This window comes from Paraburkholderia monticola (genome assembly GCF_001580545.1).
Classification (GTDB): domain Bacteria; phylum Pseudomonadota; class Gammaproteobacteria; order Burkholderiales; family Burkholderiaceae; genus Paraburkholderia; species Paraburkholderia monticola.
On record NZ_LRBG01000002.1, the window covers coordinates 1 to 18,511 of the forward strand.

Annotated in this window: 15 protein-coding genes; all 15 read left to right on the forward strand. The window is 64.2% G+C overall.

The features are described 5' to 3' along the window. The first annotated feature begins 613 nt into the window (after positions 1-613). The 15 genes from CI15_RS02150 (at position 614) to CI15_RS02220 (ending at position 18,430) form a co-directional block, all read left to right on the forward strand. The gene (locus CI15_RS02150; protein WP_062123915.1) at positions 614-4,708 is read left to right on the forward strand and encodes a DUF3683 domain-containing protein; all 4,095 of its coding nucleotides are present in this window, start codon (positions 614-616) and stop codon (positions 4,706-4,708) included. Positions 4,709-4,741: 33 nt separating this feature from the next. Beyond that, positions 4,742-5,170 carry an HIT family protein gene (locus tag CI15_RS02155; RefSeq protein ID WP_062123917.1) on the forward strand — a complete coding sequence of 143 codons (429 nt, stop codon included), beginning with the start codon at positions 4,742-4,744 and terminating at the stop codon, positions 5,168-5,170. A 94-nt stretch (positions 5,171-5,264) separates the two neighbouring features. Further along, positions 5,265-5,678 (forward strand): gamma-butyrobetaine hydroxylase family protein, encoded by a 414-nt coding sequence (locus CI15_RS02160; RefSeq protein ID WP_062123919.1) that lies wholly within the window; start codon positions 5,265-5,267, stop codon positions 5,676-5,678. Positions 5,679-5,748: 70 nt separating this feature from the next. Beyond that, positions 5,749-6,480: a bifunctional demethylmenaquinone methyltransferase/2-methoxy-6-polyprenyl-1,4-benzoquinol methylase UbiE gene (ubiE, locus tag CI15_RS02165; protein ID WP_062123921.1), complete on the forward strand. Its 732-nt coding sequence runs from the start codon at positions 5,749-5,751 to the stop codon at positions 6,478-6,480. Between the two features lie 37 nt (positions 6,481-6,517). Further along, complete coding sequence (locus CI15_RS02170; protein ID WP_062123922.1) at positions 6,518-7,513, forward strand: Tim44 domain-containing protein; 996 nt, start codon at positions 6,518-6,520, stop codon at positions 7,511-7,513. 174 nt (positions 7,514-7,687) lie between these two features. Continuing rightward, positions 7,688-8,332, forward strand: a complete 645-nt coding sequence (locus CI15_RS02175) for a ubiquinone biosynthesis accessory factor UbiJ (protein WP_062123924.1) — start codon at positions 7,688-7,690, stop codon at positions 8,330-8,332. A 15-nt stretch (positions 8,333-8,347) separates the two neighbouring features. Next, complete coding sequence (gene ubiB, locus CI15_RS02180; protein WP_062123927.1) at positions 8,348-9,925, forward strand: ubiquinone biosynthesis regulatory protein kinase UbiB; 1,578 nt, start codon at positions 8,348-8,350, stop codon at positions 9,923-9,925. A 6-nt stretch (positions 9,926-9,931) separates the two neighbouring features. Continuing rightward, the gene (locus CI15_RS02185; protein ID WP_062123929.1) at positions 9,932-10,552 is read left to right on the forward strand and encodes a methyltransferase domain-containing protein; all 621 of its coding nucleotides are present in this window, start codon (positions 9,932-9,934) and stop codon (positions 10,550-10,552) included. Between the two features lie 171 nt (positions 10,553-10,723). Then, a complete protein-coding gene (locus CI15_RS02190) occupies positions 10,724-11,050 on the forward strand; it encodes an FmdB family zinc ribbon protein (protein WP_062123932.1) in 327 nt (108 codons plus the stop codon). A gap of 75 nt (positions 11,051-11,125) precedes the next feature. Continuing rightward, a complete protein-coding gene (locus CI15_RS02195; RefSeq protein WP_062124300.1) occupies positions 11,126-11,782 on the forward strand; it encodes a DUF502 domain-containing protein in 657 nt (218 codons plus the stop codon). A gap of 75 nt (positions 11,783-11,857) precedes the next feature. Continuing rightward, complete coding sequence (aspS, locus tag CI15_RS02200; protein WP_062123934.1) at positions 11,858-13,657, forward strand: aspartate--tRNA ligase; 1,800 nt, start codon at positions 11,858-11,860, stop codon at positions 13,655-13,657. A 220-nt stretch (positions 13,658-13,877) separates the two neighbouring features. Then, on the forward strand, positions 13,878-14,405 hold the full coding sequence (gene nudB / locus CI15_RS02205; RefSeq protein WP_062123936.1) for a dihydroneopterin triphosphate diphosphatase: 528 nt from the start codon (positions 13,878-13,880) through the stop codon (positions 14,403-14,405). After that, positions 14,402-15,661: a cardiolipin synthase ClsB gene (clsB, locus tag CI15_RS02210; RefSeq protein WP_062123938.1), complete on the forward strand. Its 1,260-nt coding sequence runs from the start codon at positions 14,402-14,404 to the stop codon at positions 15,659-15,661. Before nudB ends, clsB begins: the two co-directional genes overlap by 4 nt. A gap of 282 nt (positions 15,662-15,943) precedes the next feature. Then, complete coding sequence (locus tag CI15_RS02215) at positions 15,944-16,543, forward strand: TetR/AcrR family transcriptional regulator (RefSeq protein WP_062123940.1); 600 nt, start codon at positions 15,944-15,946, stop codon at positions 16,541-16,543. A gap of 99 nt (positions 16,544-16,642) precedes the next feature. Further along, complete coding sequence (locus tag CI15_RS02220; RefSeq protein ID WP_062123941.1) at positions 16,643-18,430, forward strand: acyl-CoA dehydrogenase C-terminal domain-containing protein; 1,788 nt, start codon at positions 16,643-16,645, stop codon at positions 18,428-18,430. The last annotated feature ends 81 nt before the right edge of the window (positions 18,431-18,511 follow it).

The following is an 18,511-nucleotide window of genomic DNA, read 5'->3' on the forward strand; positions in this document are numbered from 1 at the left end:
CGACGTCGTAGACGCGGGCGGTCAGGGTCTTTTTCAGGTAGTCGTGGGAAGCCATGCGGGTGGCGCGGTGCGCTGTGTAAGACGGGAAAGGGTCAATGATAGCGCCAACGGTGCTCGCTCTGGCCGTTCGACCCGCTCCGCGAGAAGGGCGCCACGCCCTTGCGCCAGCCAATTTGGCATCGCGCGATGGAAGATAGGCCACCCGACCGGTTGGTTAATCGGCTGCATGCGGAGGACCGCGTGCGAAACGCGCCGGATTCACCGTCAAAACCCCCGAACCGCCCCCGCAGCCCCGATTCCCGCCATCAACGCGTGGCGGAATGATGCGGTAGAATTCCATTTTGGAATAAGGATCGGAAGATGCACTGGCAGCCTCGGATCGCCCATTTAATGCCCGTCCCGCGCGAATCCTGCCCCGCGGCGGAGCGGCATGTCCGCCACGCGCGATCGTGTAGCTGTCTCTGAGTGCCGCGAAACGACCGCCGTGAGTTGGCCGCCGGTCGTGCTCGCTCCCCTGGAAGCCCTAGAAGATTTCAAGCATTGCGCCCCACGCGCATTGTCCGCCGACGCCTCGTGACGAGCGCGCCAGGCTGACCTACCGAGTCGTCCAAACATGAACGCACCTCAAGTTTTCGATCCGCACGGCGCCGCCGCTGCGGTGGCCGCCGATCCCGAAGCGCGTCTGCGCGAAATTCCCTACAACTACACGTCGTTCTCCGATCGCGAAATCGTCATCCGCCTGCTCGGCAACGACGCCTGGGACGCGCTCGCCGAACTGCGCGCCGAACGCCGCACGGGCCGCTCGGCGCGCATGCTGTACGAAGTGCTCGGCGATATCTGGGTCGTGCGCCGCAATCCGTATCTGCAGGACGATCTGCTCGACAATCCGAAGCGCCGCGCGCTATTGATCGAGGCACTCAATCACCGTCTCGCTGAAATCGAGAAGCGCCGCCGCGCCGATCTGCGCGAACACGGCGACGAAGCCGGCGTCGATCGCGCCGCGCGTGTCGAAAAGCTGGTACTGGCCGCGCGCCGAGCGGTCGACCAATTCGCCAGCGAATTCCAGCAGACCTACGACCTGCGCCGCCGCACCACGCGCGTGCTCGGCAAGGTCACGCAGAAGGACAACATCAAGTTCGACGGCCTGTCGCGTGTTTCGCACGTGACCGACGCGACCGACTGGCGCGTCGAATACCCGTTCGTCGTGCTGACACCGGACAGCGAAGCCGAGATCGCCGGCATGATCAAGGCCTGCTTCGAACTCGGCCTGACCGTGATTCCGCGTGGGGGCGGCACCGGCTACACGGGCGGCGCGGTGCCGCTCACGCCGTTCTCGGCCGTCATCAATACCGAAAAGCTCGAACAACTCGGTCCGGTCGAGATGACCGACCTGCCGGGCGTCGATCGCAAGGTCGCGACGATTTTCTCGGGCGCGGGCGTCGTCACGCGTCGCGTGACCGAGGCGGCCGAGCAGGCCGGCTTCGTATTCGCGGTCGATCCGACCTCGCTCGACGCGTCCTGCGTCGGCGGCAACGTCGCGATGAACGCGGGCGGCAAGAAAGCGGTGCTGTGGGGTACGGCGCTCGATAACCTCGCCTGGTGGCGCATGGTCGACCCGGAAGGGAACTGGCTCGAAGTCACGCGCCTCGAGCACAACATGGGCAAGATCCACGACATCGAAGTCGCGCGCTTCGAGCTGAAGTGGTTCGACGGCAACTACGCGCCGGGCGAAAAGCTGTTGCGCTCCGAAGCGCTGGACATCAAGGGCCGCGTGTTCCGCAAGGAAGGCCTCGGCAAGGACGTCACCGATAAATTCCTCGCCGGTCTGCCGGGCGTGCAGAAGGAAGGCTGCGACGGGCTCATCACGTCCGCGCGCTGGGTGCTGCACAAGATGCCCGCGCATACGCGCACCGTCTGTCTCGAGTTCTTTGGCCAGGCGCGCGAGGCGATCCCGAGCATCGTCGAAATCAAGGACTATCTGTTCGAGACGTCGCGTCAGGGCGGCGCGATTCTCGCCGGCCTCGAGCATCTGGACGAGCGCTATCTGCGCGCGGTCGGTTATGCGACCAAGAGCAAGCGCAATGCGTTTCCGAAGATGGTGCTGATCGGCGACATCGTCGGTGACGATGCGGACGCGGTCGCGCAGGCGACCTCGGAAGTCGTGCGCATGGCCAACGGCAAGAGCGGCGAAGGTTTCGTCGCGGTCAGCGCCGAGGCCCGCAAGCGCTTCTGGCTCGACCGCAGCCGCACCGCCGCGATCGCGAAGCACACCAACGCGTTCAAGATCAACGAAGACGTCGTGATTCCGCTCGACCGCATGGGCGAGTACACGGACGGCATCGAGCGCATCAACATCGAGCTGTCGCTGAAGAACAAGCTGCAACTGGTCGATGCGCTCGAAGCGTTCTTCAAGGGCGGCAAGCTGCCGCTCGGCAAGAGCGACGACGCGAACGAAATCCCGAGCGCCGAGCTGCTCGAAGACCGCGTGCAGCAGGCGCTCGACCTGCTCGCGCGCGTGCGCACGCGCTGGGAATTCGTGCGCGACAAGCTCGACCTGTCACTGCGCGAGGCGCAGCACTATCTGGTCGGCCTCGGCTACGAATCGCTCGCCGAGCGGTTCGCCGACCGGGTCGATGCGCAGCCCGACGCAACCGTATTCCACCTCGCGCAGGACCGCACGATCCGCGTGTCGTGGAAGCAGGAAATCCGCGCCGAATTGCGGCAGATTTTCAACGGCGGCGAGTTCAAGCCGATCCTCGACGAAGCCCAGGCGATCCATAAACAGGTGCTGCGCGGCCGCGTGTTCGTCGCGCTGCACATGCACGCGGGCGACGGCAACGTCCACACGAACCTGCCGGTCAACTCCGATAACTACGAGATGCTGCAGGACGCGCACAGCGCGGTCGCGCGCATCATGAAGCTTGCGCGTTCGCTCGATGGCGTGATTTCCGGCGAGCACGGCATCGGCATCACGAAGCTCGAATTCCTGACCGACGACGAGATCGCGGAATTCCGCCAGTACAAGCAGCGCGTCGATCCGCATGGCCGCTTCAACGCGGGCAAGCTGCTCGAAGGCGCGGACCTGCGCAACGCGTACACGCCGAGCTTCGGCCTGATGGGCTACGAATCGCTGATCATGCAGCAGTCCGATATCGGCGCGATTTCCGAATCGATCAAGGACTGCCTGCGTTGCGGCAAGTGCAAGCCGGTCTGTGCGACGCACGTGCCGCGCGCGAACCTGCTGTACAGCCCGCGCAACAAGATTCTCGCCACGTCCTTGCTGGTCGAGGCGTTCCTGTACGAAGAGCAGACCCGCCGCGGCGTGTCGATCAAGCACTGGGACGAGTTCAACGACGTCGCCGATCACTGCACCGTCTGCCACAAGTGCGTGACGCCGTGCCCGGTGAAGATCGACTTCGGCGACGTGACGATGAACATGCGCAACCTGCTGCGCAAGATGGGCAAGAAGAAGTTCAACGCGGGCAACGCGGCGGGCATGTTCTTCCTGAACGCCACCAACCCGCAAACCATCAACCTCGCGCGCACCGCGATGATGGGCGTCGGCTACAAGGCGCAGCGTCTGGGCAACGAGGTGCTGAAGAAGTTCGCGAAGAAGCAGACCGCGCATCCGCCCGCCACGGTCGGCAAGCCGGCGATCACCGAGCAGGTGATTCACTTCATGAACAAGAAGATGCCGGGCAACCTGCCGAAGAAGACCGCGCGCGCGTTGCTCGATATCGAGGACAACAAGATCGTCCCGATCATCCGCAATCCGAAGACGACCACCGCCGACACGGAAGCGGTGTTCTACTTCCCGGGCTGCGGCTCCGAGCGCCTGTTCTCGCAGGTCGGTCTCGCGACCCAGGCGATGCTGTGGGAAGCGGGCGTGCAGACGGTGCTGCCGCCGGGCTACCTGTGTTGCGGCTATCCGCAGCGCGGCTCGGGCCAGTACGACAAGGCCGAGCAGATCGTCACCGACAATCGCGTGCTGTTCCACCGCGTCGCCAATACGCTGAACTACCTCGACATCAAGACGGTGGTGGTGTCGTGCGGCACGTGCTACGACCAGCTCGCCGGTTACGAATTCGAGAAGATTTTCCCGGGCTGCCGGATCGTCGACATTCACGAGTATCTGCTCGAGAAGGGCATCAAGCTCGACGGCGTGAACGGTGTGCGCTACATGTACCACGACCCGTGCCATTCGCCGATCAAGACGATGGACCCGGTCAAGCTCGTCAATCAGCTGATGGGTTCGGAAAAGGACGGCTACAAGATCGAGAAGAACGATCGCTGCTGCGGCGAATCGGGCACGCTCGCGGTCACGCGCCCCGACATTTCCACGCAGGTCCGCTTCCGCAAGGAAGAGGAGATCCGCAAGGGCGCGGCGAAGCTGCGGGGTATTCCTCTTGTCGCCGAAGCGGGCGCGAACGCGATCAACCCGGCCAATGCATCGGCCGGCGCCGCGGGTGCGCCGAACGGTTCCGTGCTGAAGGCCGGCGACGGCCCGCAACCGGCCGGCACGACCGACGTGAAGATCCTCACGAGCTGCCCGTCCTGCCTGCAAGGGCTGTCGCGCTACAACGAAGACGCCGGTACCGAGGCGGACTACATCGTGGTCGAGATGGCACGCCATGTGCTGGGCGAAAACTGGATGGCGGACTACGTTCAACGGGCGAACAATGGCGGAATCGAGCGCGTGCTGGTTTAATGGCACGACCAACGATTTTTGCCGAGGACGACGATGGACTGCGTTTTTTGCCGTGAAGACGGCGGCGATGTGCTGTGGCAGGACGACTCGCTGCGGGTCGTCCTCGCCGACGAACACGATTACCCGGGCTTTTGCCGGGTGATCTGGAACGCGCATGTCGCGGAGTTTTCGGACCTTTCGGCCGACCAGCGCGATCACGTGATGAAGGCCGTGTACGCGGTCGAGCGCGCGCAGCGGCGCGTGATGCAGCCCGCGAAGGTCAATCTCGCGAGCCTCGGCAACCAGGTGCCGCACGTGCACTGGCACGTGATTCCGCGTTTCTCGAACGACGCGCATTTCCCCCTGCCGATCTGGGCGCCGCGCCAGCGCACGGTGTCCGAAGCGATGCTGTCGTCGCGTCGCGCGCAAGCCACGCTGCTGCGTGAAGCGGTGCGGCAGGAAATCGAACAGGCGCTGGGCTGAGCGTCGCTGAATCCGTCGCCGCGCGCCGCCGGGCTCCCGCCGGCGTGAAGGGCGTCGCCCCCGCTATCACCCGCCGTTATCTGATGAGGTCAACATGAGCGGATTGACTCCCGAGACGCCGGTGCCGACCGGCGTGGTCGTGCATTCGAAGTCGCGCGTGCTCGAACTGCAGTACGCGAATGGTGAAGCGTACCGCCTGCCGTTCGAGCTGCTGCGCGTGTATTCGCCGTCGGCGGAAGTGATGGGTCACGGGCCCGGCCAGGAAACGCTGCAGACCGGCAAGCGCGAGGTGACGATCACCATGATCGAAGGCGTCGGCAATTACGCGCTGCAGCCGACCTTCTCCGATGGACACGCCACCGGCATCTACTCGTGGGACCTGCTGTACGACATGGCGGTGCGTCAGGATGAACTCTGGCGCGACTATCTCGCCAAACTGGCAGCGGCCGGCATCGATCGCGATACGCCGATGGTGCCCGCCGGCGCTGCGCACGGGCACTGTCACTGATACGATTCGCCCCCGAACGCCGCTCGAGCGGCGCAACATTCAAGAAAGAACACGCGAAAGGACGAGCGCGATGAGCAAAACCCACTTCGGCTTTCAATCGGTCGACGAACAGGACAAGGCGCAGAAAGTGGCCGGGGTGTTCCACTCGGTGGCCGCAAACTACGACCTGATGAACGACCTGATGTCGGGCGGATTGCACCGGGCGTGGAAGGTGTTCACGATCGCCCAGGCGAACGTGCGGCCGGGCTACAAGGTGCTCGACATCGCGGGCGGCACGGGCGACCTGTCGAAGGTGTTCGCGAAACAGGCGGGCGAGACCGGCGAGGTCTGGCATACCGACATCAATGAATCGATGCTGCGCGTGGGCCGCGACCGGCTGCTCGACAAGGGCATCATCACCCCGACGCTGCTCTGCGATGCCGAGAAGATTCCGTTTCCGGACAACTACTTCGACGTCGTGACAGTCGCCTTCGGTCTGCGCAACATGACACACAAGGATGTCGCGCTCGCCGAGATGCGCCGTGTGCTGAAGCCGGCCGGGCGGCTACTCGTGCTCGAGTTCTCGAAGGTATGGGATCCGCTGAAGAAGGTCTACGATCTGTATTCGTTCAAGGTGCTGCCGTGGCTCGGCCAGCGCTTCGCCAGGGACGCGGACAGCTACCAGTACCTGGCGGAATCGATCCGCATGCATCCGGACCAGGAAACTTTGAAAACAATGATGGAACAAGCTGGTCTCGACGGCGTCAAATATTACAATTTGTCAGCTGGCGTGGTAGCTTTACATGTGGGGACCAAGTACTAGGGTTCCTAACCCATCGATTTTTAAAGGAAAGTGCGAAATGTTCGATTCGAAGTTGTTATCTACTCGTAAGGTTAAAGGGGCGCTGGCGAGAAGAATCGGACTGATCGCGATGGTCGGTCTGCTGATGGCCGGCACCCTTGCCTCTCTCGATGCCGAAGCACGCCGCATGGGCGGCGGCCGCAGTTTCGGTCGTCAATCGAATAGCGTGCAGCAGAGCCAGACTCCGCCGTCGCAGCCCGCGCAGAACAGCCAGGCGACGCAGCAACGCGCGCAACCTGCCCCCGCCACCACGCCCACGCCGCCCGCCGCGCCGAACCGTAATCGCTGGCTCGGGCCGATCGCCGGTCTCGCGGCCGGTCTTGGCATCGCCGCGTTGCTGTCGCATTTCGGGCTGGGCGAGGCATTCGCCGGCATGCTCTCCAACGTGATCGTGATCGCGTTGATCGCGATGGTGGTGATCTGGCTGATCCGCCGCTTCACGGGCCGCAAGCGCGACACGACGCAACCGGCTTACGCAGGCACGGCGCCGTCGCTGAACACGAACGGCACCGGCTATATGCAGGAGCCGCGTTACTCGGCGCCGCCCACGGGCGCGTACCTCGAGCCGCAAGGCAATCCGTTGAGCACGCCGTCCATCGGCGCGACGCCTTCGGTGCCGGCCGGTTTCGATTCGGAAGCGTTCCTGCGCAACGCGAAGGTGTATTTCGTGCGTCTGCAGGCCGCGTGGGACGTCGGCAACGTCGAGGACATCCGCGAATTTACGACGCCGGAAATGTTCGCCGAAGTGCGTGTCGATCTCGCGTCGCGAGGCACGCAGCCGAACCAGACCGACGTCGTGCAGTTGAATGCCGAGTTGCTCGGTGTCGAGGAGCGCGCGAGCGAGTACTTCGCGAGCGTGCGCTTTTCCGGCCTGATTCGCGAGGAGCCGGGCGCGGCGGCCGAGCCGTTCGTCGAAGTATGGAATCTGACGAAGGCGAATCGTCCGGGCGAGGGCTGGCTGCTCGCCGGCATCCAGCAGGTCAAGCAGCACTGACATGCCGAAGCATCGAGTCGGGTTCGCCGCTAAAACTGCCGGCCACGGCACAGCGATTCCTCGCTGCGCGCATGGCTTAGGCCGTTCGGCATAGCAGGCCACGAAGCGAACGGACGTTACAATGGGAACCCGCGCAAGCACCTCGCTCGCGCGGGTTTTTTCTTGCCACTTTCGATGACCCTCGCCGCCAAGCCCTTCGCTGCTGCTGTCAATCATCTGCTCGCCCGCGAATCGTGGGCCCGCGAGCGCCTCGCCCCGTACGCGGGCAAGACCGCTCGTCTGTCATGCCCGCCGGTCGTGCTGGCGCTGCTCGTGCAGCCCGACGGCTACCTGGGCACGCTCGGCGAAGCCGACGCGCATCAGTTCGACGTGACGATCTCGGTGCCGTCCGACGCATTGCCGGCCTTCGTGCAAGGCGGCCAGGCCGCGGTGATGAAGCACGTAAAGATCGAGGGCGACGCCGAGTTCGCGACCGTGATCGCGAAGCTCGCCGAGCATCTGCGCTGGGAACCGGAGGAAGATCTCGCGAAGCTGATCGGCGATGGGCCGGCATGGCGCATCACCTCGCTGGCGCGCTCGGTCGGCGAGCATATGCAACGCACCGGTCGCAACCTGCTCGACAGCGCCGCCGAGTATCTGCTCGACGAGAATCCGCAGCTGGTGCGCCGCACCGCGCTCGCGGACTTCAACGTCGAGCTGGCGCGTGCGCGCGATTCTTTGGCGCGCGTCGAAAAGCGCATCGAGCGTCTCGAACAGAAGGTCGAAGCCCGCGGCGCGCAAGCGCCTGGCGGCGCCGCCACGTCGCGCGGCACGCGCTAGTCACCGGGCCAAGTCATGCGTTTTCTGCGTTTTCTCAAGATATTTTTCACGGTCATCCGCTTCGGCCTCGACGAAATGATGTTGAGCCGCATCAACGACCGCCGCGTGCGTCTGCTGCTGCGTATCACGACGCTCGGCCGCAAGTTCGATGCACCGCCGGGCGTGCGTCTGCGTCTCGCGCTCGAAAGCCTGGGGCCGATCTTCGTCAAGTTCGGCCAGGTGCTGTCGACGCGTCGCGATCTGCTGCCTGTCGACATCGCCAACGAACTCGCGAAGCTGCAGGATCAGGTGCCGCCATTTGATTCGGCGGTCGCGATCGCGCTCGTCGAGAAGTCGCTCGGCGCGCCGGTCGACGTGCTGTTCGACGACTTCGAGCGGGTGCCGGTCGCAAGCGCATCGATCGCGCAGGTGCACTTCGCGAAGGTGAAGGCCGGCCAGCATGCGGGCAAGTCGGTCGCCGTGAAGGTGCTGCGCCCGAACATGCTGCCGGTGATCGATTCGGACCTCGCGCTGTTGCGCGACATCGCCGTGTGGGCCGAGCGCCTGTGGGCCGACGGCAAGCGCCTGAAGCCGCGCGAAGTGGTCGCCGAATTCGACAAGTACCTGCACGACGAACTCGACCTGATGCGCGAGGCCGCCAACGGCAGCCAGCTGCGGCGTAATTTCCAGGGGCTCGACCTGCTGCTCGTGCCGGAGATGTACTGGGAGTTCTGCACGCCCACGGTGCTCGTGATGGAGCGCATGGTCGGCGTGCCGATCAGCCAGGTCGATACGTTGTGCGCGGCGGGCGTCGACATTCCGAAACTCGCGCGCGAGGGCGTCGAGATTTTCTTCACGCAGGTGTTCCGCGACGGCTTTTTCCACGCCGACATGCACCCCGGCAACATCCAGGTGAGCCTCGATCCCGCGCACTTCGGCCGCTATATCGCACTCGACTTCGGCATCATCGGCGCGTTGTCGGACTTCGACAAAAACTACCTCGCGCAGAACTTCCTCGCGTTCTTCAAGCGCGACTACCATCGCGTCGCCACGCTGCATCTGGAGTCGGGCTGGGTGCCGCCGACCACGCGCGTCGAGGAGCTCGAAAGCGCGATTCGCGCGGTTTGTGAACCGTACTTCGATCGCGCGCTGAAGGACATTTCGCTCGGCCAGGTGCTGATGCGGCTGTTCTCGACGTCGCGCCGCTTCAACGTCGAGATCCAGCCGCAGCTCGTGCTGCTGCAAAAGACGATGCTGAACGTGGAAGGCCTCGGCCGCTCGCTCGATCCCGAACTGGATCTGTGGAAGACCGCGAAGCCTTACCTCGAGCGCTGGATGAACGAGCAGATCGGCTTGCGTGGCTGGTACGAGCGTCTGAAGATCGAGGCGCCACAGTGGAGCAAGACGTTGCCGCAACTGCCGCGCCTCGTCCACAACATGCTGGCCGAGCGTCACCATCCGGTCGGCGGCGCGAACGACGACGTGATCCGCCAGATTCTGCTCGAGCAGAAGCGCACCAACCGTCTGCTGCAAGGCCTGCTGTTGTTCGGGGTTGCGGTCGGCGTCGGTGCGATGCTCGCGCGGGCGTTTCTGGCACTGGCCTATGGTGGATAGAATCCGATGAGCGATCCGACCCAACCCCCCGTACCTGATTTCGTGACTCGCGATCCCAACTCGCCCGAGTTCTGGAACGAACGCTTCGAGCGTCACTTCCTACCGTGGGATCAGGCCGGCGTGCCGTCTTCGTTTCGCGCGTTCGCCGAACGCCACCGCGATGCCGCCGTGCTGATTCCTGGCTGCGGCAGCGCGTACGAAGCGGTCTGGCTCGCGCACCAGGGCAACCGCGTGCGCGCGATCGACTTCTCGCCGGCGGCCGTCTCGGCGGCGCGCGAGCAGCTCGGCGCGCAGCACGCGTCACTCGTCGAACAGGCGGATTTTTTCACCTACGCACCGCCGTTCGCACCGACGTGGATCTATGAGCGCGCGTTCTTCTGCGCGCTGCCGCCGGCGCGCCGCGCCGACTACGCGCAGCGCATGGCCGAACTCCTGCCGGCCGCGTTGCTCGCGGGCTTCTTTTTTATTGGCGCGACGCCGAAGGGACCGCCGTTCGGCGTCGAGCGCGACGAACTCGACGCGCTGCTCACGCCGCACTTCGAACTGATCGAAGACGAAGCCGTGGACGACTCGATCGCCGTGTTCGCCGGACGTGAGCGCTGGCTCACCTGGCGGCGTCGCGGGTAACGGCGCGCGTCGCTCTTGAGAGGTCCGTGGCTCGCCCCCATTTGACGCGATGGCGGGCGCGTCACGCGTGCGCTTCCCGAAATCCGGGGAACGGACATCGTTTGCGGCTATAATTCAAGGCTTTGCAAGCGTTTACAAGATTTCAGTAGGGATTTGGAGTAGGAAAGGATCATGCCGATCTACGCTTATCGTTGCGGGTCATGCGGCTTCGGGAAGGACGTGCTCCAGAAGATGAGCGACCCCCAGTTGACGCAGTGTCCCGAGTGCGGAAAAGACACATTTAGCAAGCAACTCACCGCCGCCGGCTTCCAGCTGAAAGGCTCCGGCTGGTACGTGACCGATTTCCGCGGCGGCAGCGGCGGCAACAGCGCGCCGGCCACCTCGGATGCGAAGTCCGAGCCGGCTGCGGCTGATGCCCCGGCCGCAACCGCTGCCGCGCCCGCGGCCTCTGCCGCTGCGCCCGCCGCCGCGAACCCGAGCGGTTCCGGCAGCGCTTAGTGGGACTGCCGCCCTGCAAGGGCGGTATATCTACCGCGCATGGGCTTCGGCCCGCGCAGCTTTCTGGCGGTACACATGACGACGAAGAAAACCACGCTCAAATCAGTGTTTCTGACTGGCCTGCTGGTGCTGGTGCCTCTGGCCATCACACTGTGGGTGCTCGGCCTCATCATCGGCACGATGGACCAGACGCTGCTGCTGCTGCCCACCTCGTGGCAGCCGGAACGCGCGATCGGCTATCGTCTGCCCGGCCTCGGGGCGGTGCTCACGCTCGCGTTCATCTTCGTCGTCGGGCTGTTGACGCAGAACTTCATTGGGCAGAAGCTCGTGAAGTGGTGGGAACTGCTGGTCGCGCACATCCCGGTGGTCGGTCCGCTCTACACCAGCGTCAAGCAGGTGTCCGACACCCTGCTGTCGAGCAGCGGCAATGCATTCCGCAAGGCGTTGCTGATCGAATACCCCCGCCGCGGTTCCTATACGATCGCGTTTCTGACCGGCATTCCGGGCGGCGACGTGGTCAACCATCTGAAAGAAGACTACGTCAGCGTCTACGTGCCGACCACGCCGAACCCGACGTCCGGCTTCTTCCTGATGGTGCCGAAAAGCGAAGTGATCGAGCTCGACATGACGGTCGACGCTGCGCTCAAGTACATTGTCTCGATGGGCGTCGTGGCGCCGTCCGCGCCGCCGCCGGCGCCGGTGCGTCGCGCCACCGTCGAGCCTCCGCTGTAATGCCGGCGCGCAACGCTTCATGCAGGATCGTCTGCGGCGCGCCGTTCAACCAATGCAAAACGAAAGACAAACATCATGTCGATGAGATCTGAATACTGCGGTCTGGTGACCGAAGAACTGCTGGGCCAATCCGTCTCGCTGTGCGGCTGGGTAAGCCGCCGCCGCGACCATGGCGGCGTCATCTTCATCGACCTGCGCGATCGTGAAGGGCTCGTTCAGGTCGTCTGCGATCCGGATCGCGCGGACATGTTCAAGGTCGCCGAAGGCGTGCGCAACGAGTTCTGCGTGCAGGTCAAGGGCATCGTGCGCGGCCGTCCGGAAGGCACGACCAATGCCTCGCTGAAGAGCGGCAAGATCGAAGTGCTGTGCCACGAACTGATCGTGCTGAACGCGTCGGTCACGCCGCCGTTCCAGCTCGACGACGACAACCTGTCGGAAACCACGCGTCTCACCCACCGCGTGCTCGACCTGCGCCGTCCGCAGATGCAGCACAACCTGCGTCTGCGCTACCGCGTCGCGATCGAAGTGCGCAAGTACCTCGACGAGCAGGGCTTCATCGACATCGAAACGCCGATGCTCACGAAGAGCACGCCGGAAGGCGCGCGCGACTACCTCGTACCGTCGCGCACGAACCCGGGTCAATTCTTCGCGCTGCCGCAGTCGCCGCAGCTGTTCAAGCAGCTGCTGATGGTCGCGAACTTCGACCGTTACTACCAGATCACCAAGTGCTTCCGCGACGAAGACCTGCGCGCCGACCGTCAGCCGGAATTCACGCAGATCGACTGCGAAACCTCGTTCCTGTCGGAACAGGAGATTCGCGATCTGTTCGAGGCGATGATCCGTCACGTGTTCAAGACCACGATCGGCGTTCAGCTCGCCGAGAAATTCCCGGTCATGGAGTACGCGGAAGCGATGCGCCGCTTCGGTTCGGACAAGCCGGACCTGCGCGTGAAGCTCGAATTCACCGAGTTGACCGACGCGATGCGCGACGTCGACTTCAAGGTGTTCAGCACGCCCGCCAACACGAAGGACGGCCGCGTCGCGGCGCTGCGCGTGCCGAAGGGCGGCGAGCTCTCGCGTGGCGACATCGACAGCTACACGGAATTCGTGCGTATCTATGGCGCGAAGGGTCTCGCGTGGATCAAGGTCAACGAAGTCGCGAAGGGCCGTGACGGTCTGCAAAGCCCGATCGTCAAGAACCTGCACGACGAAGCGCTGAAGGCGATCATCGAGCGCACCGGCGCGCAAGACGGCGACATCATCTTCTTCGCGGCGGATCGCGCGAAGGTCGTGAACGACAGCCTGGGCGCGCTGCGTCTGAAGATCGGCCATTCGGAATTCGGCAAGGCCAACGGTCTGGTCGAGTCCGGCTGGAAGCCGCTGTGGGTCATCGACTTCCCGATGTTCGAATACGACGAGGAAGACAACCGTTACGTCGCCGCGCATCACCCGTTCACGAGCCCGAAGGACGAACACCTCGAGTACCTCGAAACCGATCCGGCGCGCTGCCTCGCGAAGGCCTACGACATGGTGCTGAACGGCTGGGAAATCGGCGGCGGCTCGGTGCGTATCTATCGTGAGGAAGTGCAGAGCAAGGTGTTCCGTGCACTGAAGATCAACGCGGAAGAAGCGCAGGCCAAGTTCGGCTTCCTGCTCGACGCGCTGCAATACGGTGCGCCGCCGCACGGCGGTATCGCCTTCGGTCTGGACCGCATCGTCACGATGATGGCCGGTGCCGACTCGATCCGCGACGTGATCGCGTTCCCGAAGACGCAGCGCGCGCAGGATCTGCTCACGCAGGCGCCGAGCGAAGTCGACGAGCGTCAGCTGCGCGAGCTGCACATCCGTCTGCGTCAGCCGGAACCGAAGGTCTAAAACCGCGGCCGCCACGCGCGGCCGGCAAGCGGTCTTGCGATGCCGGCCACCGAGCCGGCAGCCGCAAAAAAGCCACACAAGCGAAACGAAAAGGCGCTGAGGTGATCTCCACCTCAGCGCCTTTTTGACTTTTTGCGTTACAGTGAAGTCACCGCTTTCCAGACCCTTTCGACCGTCATCCGACATGTACCGCGCGTATCGTCGCGCCCAGTTTTGAGCCATGCCGAAACCGCCGAAAATTCCGCAGTCCGTCCTCGTCATCATCCATACGCCCGCGCTCGACGTGCTGCTGCTCGAGCGCGCCGATCATGCGGCGTTCTGGCAGTCGGTGACGGGCTCGAAAGACCGGCTCGACGAGCCGCTCGCCGACACGGCGGTGCGCGAGGTCGGCGAGGAAACCGGCATCGCGATCGGCGGTCCGCTGGTGCCGCATAGCGCGTTGTTCGACTGGCAGTACTCAATCGACTACGAGATTTATCCGGAATTTCGATACCGCTACGAAGCGGGCGTGCTCCAGAACACCGAGCATTGGTTCAGCCTGGAGGTGCCCGAGCGCATCGAGGTGACGCTCGCGCCGCGCGAACACACCGCCTTTATGTGGCTGCCGCATGAAGAGGCGGCATCGCGCTGCTTTTCGTCGTCGAATGCCGACGCGATCCTGCAGTTGCCGCGCCGGCTCGCCGCGCGGCCCGTGGTTCCGCACACCGATCCGCGAACCGGCCCGCAGGCCGGGGAGTGTGGCCAGTGAGCGCAGGCGGCTCGGGCCGTTTCGCGCGTCTGCGGCAAACGTTGCTCGGCCGCCGCTACTGGCAGCGCTACCGCTTCACCGGTAACAACCAGGTCGAGCTGCTGCGCTCCGGCGACGCTTTCTTCGACGCGCTGATCGGTCGTATCGACGCGGCCGAGCACAGCGTCGCGCTCGAAACCTACATCTTCTGCGATGACGAAGCCGGCCAGGAGGTCAGCGACGCCTTGCTGCGCGCGGCCGCGCGCGGCGTCAGGGTGCGCGTGATCACCGACGGCATCGGCACCGCGCGCCTGAAGATGTTCGAGCAATGGCCGGCTGGCGGCATCGAACATCGCATCTACAATCCGCACCTGTTCGGCCGCTTCGGCTTCTCGCGCACGCACCGCAAGCTCGCGGTGATTGACGATCAGATCGCGTATTGCGGCGGCATCAATATCGTCGACGATTACGAGAACAACGGCGAGAGGCTGCCGTACCGCCGCTGGGACTTCGCGGTCGAGCTGCGCGGGCCTGTGGTCGCCGACGTGCGCGACGCGATCGACGTGCAGTGGCGACGGATTCGCGTCGGCCATCGGCCGCTCGACTCGATGAAGCCCGACCTCGCGCCGCAGGATGCGAGCTCGCTCGGCAGTCTGCGACGGCGTCGCCGGCGCCGCAACGAGCAGCTATGGGCGGGCGGCGAGCCGTGCGTCGCGTTCGTCGCGCGCGATAACCTGATCAACCGCCGCGCGATCGAGAAGGCCTATCTGGCCGCGATCGGCCAGGCGCGCCACGAAATCCTGCTCGCCAATCCGTACTTCATGCCGGGGCGCAAGCTGCGTCGCGCGCTCGTGTTCGCGGCGCGGCGCGGCGTGGTCGTGAAGCTGATCATCGGCCGCAAGGAGTTCAAGGCGCTCGATTACGCGGTGCCGTTCCTCTACAACGCGCTGCTGCGCGCGGGCGTGCAGATCGCCGAATACGAGAAGACCTTGCTGCACGGCAAGGTCGCGGTAGTCGATTCGAACTGGGGCACGGTCGGTTCGTCGAATCTCGATGCGCTCAGCCTGATGCTGAACAACGAAGCAAACGTGGTGCTCGTCAACGATGCGGTGATCGCCAGACTGCGCGACGCGATTCTCGACGCGTTCGCGGACGCGCGCCCGATCGATGAAGCGCACTACGAATCGCGGCCGGCGCGCCTGCGCGCGCTGAGTTGGATTGCGTACACGAGCTACCGCCTGGCAATGAAGCTGCTGACCGTGGGCGGCTACGACTGACAGCACTGACACGCGGGCCCGTGCTTGCTGCATGATGTCGGCCATCGCCCGGCGCCAGCGGACGCGGGCAAAGAAAGAGAACACACGCGCGCTGATCGGCAACCATCGATTCAAGGCAAACGCCTCTAAAAATATGATTGATCTGATGGTCGAAAGCCGCAAAATTAGGAACCGGTTAGAAACCGCTTTCTAATAAAGTCCTTGTTTCGCGGACGGCAGCACTCAATAATAGTACGGCCGTTCGATTTTCAATTCGGTCACATTAGAACGGTAAAAACAGCTATGCGAAAAGGCGAACAAACCCGAGCCGCAATTCTCGACGCAGCACTCGATCTCGCCAGCCGGGACGGGCTGGAAGGTCTGACTATTGGCCTCCTGGCCGAGCGCATGCAGATGAGCAAAAGCGGTGTGTTTGCGCATTTCGGGTCGCGCGAGGATCTACAGGTCGAGGTCGTGCGCGAATATCACCGCCGTTTCGAAGACGAGGTGTTTTTCCCGAGCCTGCGCGAGCCACGCGGTCTGCCGCGTTTGCGCGCGATGATCTCCCGCTGGATCGAGAAACGCATTCAGGAAGTGACGACCGGATGCATTTACATCAGCGGCGCGGTCGAATACGACGATCGCGCGGACAGCCAGGTGCGCGAGCAACTGGTGTCGAGCGTGACGATGTGGCGTGCGGCGCTCACGCGCGCGATTTCGCAGGCGATGGAAGAAGGGCATTTGCGCGCCGACACCGATCCGCAGCTGATGCTGTTCGAACTGTATAGCGTCACGCTCGGCCTGCATCACGACGCGCGCTTCCTGCATCTGCCGGATGCGGTGCGTCTCACGTGGGCCGCACTGGAAAAACTGATCAATTCGTATCAAAGCGAAAGCCGTTAGCGGCGTCGCCGGAACTTGCCGGCAAACGCGCAGCGCAGAAGGTCCGTCCACGGACCCGGCCAACGGCCTGGCTTTTTGTCAAACTAGGGAGAGAGAGTCATGGGACAGTACGCCGCGCCGCTGCGCGACATGCAATTCGTGTTGCACGAACTGCTCAACGTCGAGACTGAGCTTCGGCAGATGCCGAAGCACGCCGATCTCGACGCCGAGACGATCAACGCGGTCCTCGAAGAAGCCGGCAAGTTCTGCTCCGAAGTGCTGTTCCCGCTCAACCACAGCGGCGATCAGGAAGGCTGCACGTATGCCGGCGACGGCGTCGTGACCACGCCGAAGGGCTTCAAGGAAGCCTACCAACAATATGTCGAAGCCGGCTGGCCGGCGCTGGGCTGTGACCCGGAATATGGCGGCCAGGGGCTGCCCGCGTTCGTCAACAACGCGCTCTATGAAATGCTGAACTCGGCGAATCAGGCGTGGACGATGTATCCGGGGCTGTCGCACGGCGCGTACGAATGCCTGCACGCGCACGGCACGCCGGAGCTGCAGCAGCGCTATCTGCCGAAGCTCGTCGCGGGCGTCTGGACCGGCACGATGTGTCTGACCGAGCCGCATTGCGGCACCGACCTCGGCATCCTGCGCACGAAGGCCGAGCCGAACGGCGACGGCTCGTACTCGATCAGCGGCACGAAGATTTTCATTTCGAGCGGCGAGCACGATCTGGCGGAGAACATCGTTCACCTCGTGCTCGCGCGTCTGCCGGATGCGCCGAAGGGCACCAAGGGCATCTCGCTGTTCATCGTGCCGAAGTTCGTGCCGAACGAAGCGGGCGAGCCCGGCGAGCGCAACGGCGTCAAGTGCGGCTCGATCGAGCACAAGATGGGCATCCACGGCAACGCGACCTGCGTGATCAACCTCGACAACGCCAGGGGCTGGATGGTCGGCGAGCCGAACAAGGGCCTCAACGCGATGTTCGTGATGATGAACGCCGCGCGTCTCGGCGTCGGCATGCAGAGCCTCGGCCTCACCGAAGTCGCGTATCAGAACTCGCTCACGTATGCGAAAGAGCGTCTGCAGATGCGCTCGCTGACCGGCCCGAAAGCGCCGGAGAAGGCAGCGGACCCGATCATCGTGCATCCGGACGTGCGTCGCATGCTGCTCACGCAGAAGGCCTACGCCGAAGCCGCCCGCGCGTTCTCGTACTGGTCGGCGCTGCAGATCGACAAGGAGCTGTCGCACGCGGACGAAGCCGAGCGCAAGGAAGCCGCCGACCTCGTCGCGCTGCTCACACCGATCCTGAAGGCGTTCCTGTCGGACAACGCGTTCGAAGGCACCAATCACGCGATGCAGATCTACGGCGGCCACGGCTTCATCGCCGAATGGGGCATGGAGCAGTACGTGCGCGACGCGCGCATCAACATGATCTATGAAGGCACCAATGGCATCCAGTCGCTCGACCTGCTCGGCCGCAAGGTGCTCGGCGACATGGGCGCGAAGATGAAGAAGTTCGGCAAGCTGGTCGCCGGGTTCGTCGAGGCCGAAGGCATCAAGCCGGAAATGCAGGAGTTCGTGAACCCGCTCGCCGACATCGGCGAAAAGGTGCAGAAGCTGACGATGGAAATCGGCATGAAGGCCATGCAGAACCCGGACGAAGTCGGCGCCGCGGCGGTGCCGTATCTGCGCACGGTCGGCCATCTGGTGTTCTCGTACTTCTGGGCGCGCATGGCGCGAATCGCGCTGGACAAAGAGGCATCGGGCGATCCGTTCTACAAGGCGAAGCTCGCGACCGCCCGTTTCTACTTCGCGAAGCTGCTGCCCGAAACGGCGATGACGATCCGCCAGGCACGCGCCGGTTCGAAGCCGATGATGGACGTCGAAGAAGCGTTGTTCTGACGCTCACCCAGCGAGCGAGGCACCCGCGCGTACCGAAACCGCGCTGCCTCGCTCAACGCCACACCCATCGCGCGAAGCATG